This window comes from Paracoccus sp. SSJ (genome assembly GCF_030234105.1).
GTDB lineage: Bacteria > Pseudomonadota > Alphaproteobacteria > Rhodobacterales > Rhodobacteraceae > Paracoccus > Paracoccus denitrificans.
The window spans coordinates 2,501-5,614 of sequence record NZ_JASSPE010000049.1; the positions used below are offsets into that span (position 1 = coordinate 2,501).

The 3,114-nt window shown below is 54.6% G+C and carries 1 tRNA gene and 2 rRNA genes (1 of these 3 running past the window's edge); all 3 read left to right on the plus strand.

Annotation, left to right across the window (positions count from 1 at the left end):
- Positions 1 to 2,743, plus strand: a 23S ribosomal RNA gene (locus tag QPR87_RS23270) (it extends 89 nt beyond the left edge of the window).
- A 117-nt stretch (positions 2,744 to 2,860) separates the two neighbouring features.
- Positions 2,861 to 2,975 (plus strand): 5S ribosomal RNA (rrf, locus tag QPR87_RS23275).
- A gap of 62 nt (positions 2,976 to 3,037) precedes the next feature.
- Positions 3,038 to 3,114, plus strand: a tRNA-Met gene (locus QPR87_RS23280).

Below are 3,114 nucleotides of genomic sequence, written 5' to 3' on the forward strand. Positions count from 1 at the left end.
AGAATAAGCTTTGATCCATGGATCTCCGAATGGGGAAACCCACCTGAAATCCAGTTGTTGTTACCCTCGGGTATCAACAACCGGGTTAACCAGGTACTTATCACCTGAATACATAGGGTTTTAAGAGCGAACCCGGGGAACTGAAACATCTAAGTACCCGGAGGAAAGGAAATCAACAGATACTCCCCCAGTAGCGGCGAGCGAACGGGGACCAGCCGAGCCGTGAGAATGACCAGAATGGCCTGGAAAGGCCAGCCATAGCGGGTGACAGCCCCGTATGGGAAGTTTGATCGGACGCATTAAGTAGGGCGGGACACGTGAAATCCTGTCTGAAGATCGGGGGACCACCCTCGAAGGCTAAGTACTCCTTGCTGACCGATAGCGAACCAGTACCGTGAGGGAAAGGTGAAAAGCACCCCGACGAGGGGAGTGAAACAGTTTCTGAAACCGGACGCCTACAAGCAGTCGGAGGGGCCTTGCGCCCTGACGGCGTACCTTTTGTATAATGGGTCAACGACTTGGTCTGTCTGGCAAGCTTAAGCCGTTAGGTGTAGGCGCAGCGAAAGCGAGTCTTAAAAGGGCGCATGAGTCAGACGGATCAGACCCGAAACCAGATGATCTAGGCATGAGCAGGCTGAAGGTTGGGTAACACCAACTGGAGGGCCGAACCCACACCTGTTGAAAAAGGTCGGGATGACTTGTGCCTAGGGGTGAAAGGCCAATCAAATCTGGAGATAGCTGGTTCTCCGCGAAAGCTATTTAGGTAGCGCGTCAGACGAATTCTCCCGGGGGTAGAGCACTGCATGGATGATGGGGGCCCACAGCCTTACTGAGTCTAAGCAAACTCCGAATACCGGGAAGAACTATCTGGCAGACACACGGCGGGTGCTAACGTCCGTCGTGGAGAGGGAAACAACCCTGACCAACAGCTAAGGCCCCCAATTCGTGGCTAAGTGGGAAAGCATGTGAGACTTCCAAAACAACCAGGAGGTTGGCTTAGAAGCAGCCATCCTTTAAAGATAGCGTAACAGCTCACTGGTCTAATCAAGAGGTCTTGCGGCGAAGATGTAACGGGGCTCAAGCCACGAGCCGAAGCTTTGGGTGTGCATTTATGCACGCGGTAGCGGAGCGTTCTGTGATATAGAACGCTGCCTCCTTAGTATCCTCGGATATATTGGAGGCAATGTTCTGACTGTGAAGCCGGGCTGTAAGGCATCCGGTGGAGTGATCAGAAGCGAGAATGTTGACATGAGTAGCGACAAACAGGGTGAGAGACCCTGTCGCCGAAAGTCCAAGGGTTCCTGCTTAAAGCTAATCTGAGCAGGGTAAGCCGGCCCCTAAGGCGAGGCCGAAAGGCGTAGTCGATGGGAACCAGGTTAATATTCCTGGGCCAGGAGATGGTGACGGATCGCAGGTGTAGTTCCTCCTTATCGGATTGGAGGGGCTGCTGAGCGGTTCCTGGAAATAGCCCTCCACAAGACCGTACCCTAAACCGACACAGGTGGACTGGTAGAGAATACCAAGGCGCTTGAGAGAACCACATTTAAGGAACTCGGCAAAATACCTCCGTAAGTTCGCGAGAAGGAGGCCCCGTTGGCAGGCAACTGTCGGCGGGGGGCACAAACCAGGGGGTGGCGACTGTTTACTAAAAACACAGGGCTCTGCGAAGCCGTAAGGCGACGTATAGGGTCTGACGCCTGCCCGGTGCCGGAAGGTTAAAAGGAGAGGTGCAAGCCTTGAATTGAAGCCCCGGTAAACGGCGGCCGTAACTATAACGGTCCTAAGGTAGCGAAATTCCTTGTCGGGTAAGTTCCGACCTGCACGAATGGCGTAACGACTTCCCCGCTGTCTCAAATGTGGACTCAGCGAAATTGAATTGTCTGTGAAGATGCAGACTTCCCGCGGTTAGACGGAAAGACCCCATGCACCTTTACTATAGCTTCGCACTGGCATCAGGATTGCGATGTGCAGGATAGGTGGTAGGCGCTGAAACGGGGACGCCAGTTCCCGTGGAGCCATCCTTGAGATACCACCCTTCGCACTCTTGATGTCTAACCGCGGCCCGTTATCCGGGTCCGGGACCCTGCGTGGTGGGTAGTTTGACTGGGGCGGTCGCCTCCCAAAGAGTAACGGAGGCGCGCGAAGGTTGGCTCAGAGCGGTCGGAAATCGCTCGTCGAGTGCAATGGCAGAAGCCAGCCTGACTGCAAGACTGACAAGTCGAGCAGAGACGAAAGTCGGCCATAGTGATCCGGTGGTCCCGAGTGGAAGGGCCATCGCTCAACGGATAAAAGGTACGCTGGGGATAACAGGCTGATGATGCCCAAGAGTCCATATCGACGGCATCGTTTGGCACCTCGATGTCGGCTCATCTCATCCTGGGGCTGGAGCAGGTCCCAAGGGTATGGCTGTTCGCCATTTAAAGAGGTACGTGAGCTGGGTTTAGAACGTCGTGAGACAGTTCGGTCCCTATCTGCCGTGGGTGTAGGATACTTGAGAGGAGTTGCCCCTAGTACGAGAGGACCGGGGTGAACGTTCCACTGGTGGACCAGTTATCGTGCCAACGGTAGTGCTGGGTAGCTATGAACGGACAGGATAAACGCTGAAGGCATCTAAGCGTGAAGCCCCCCTCAAAACAAGGTATCCCTTGAGAGCCGTGGAAGACCACCACGTCGATAGGCCGGAGATGTAAGCGCAGCAATGCGTTCAGTTGACCGGTACTAATCGCTCGATTGGCTTGATTTGATCCGGAAGAAGACAGACCTGCGTAAAACGCAGGATCTCCCTTCCAAAAGCATCCTTGGACAATGACTTTCCAGGTTCAAAGCGAACCGGAAAACGCCGATCTCGCTCCTTTTCCGGTCTGGTGGCCAAAGCACGAGCAAAACACCCGATCCCATCCCGAACTCGGCCGTTAAGTGCCGTAGCGCCAATGGTACTGCGTCAAAAGACGTGGGAGAGTAGGTCACCGCCAGACCTGAAAAGAAGCGAAAATCTCTCGACGATGACAAAAAGCGCTGACAATCCAGCGCAAACGGCCGCGGGGTAGAGCAGCCCGGTAGCTCGTCAGGCTCATAACCTGAAGGTCGTAGGTTCAAATCCTACCCCCGCAACCA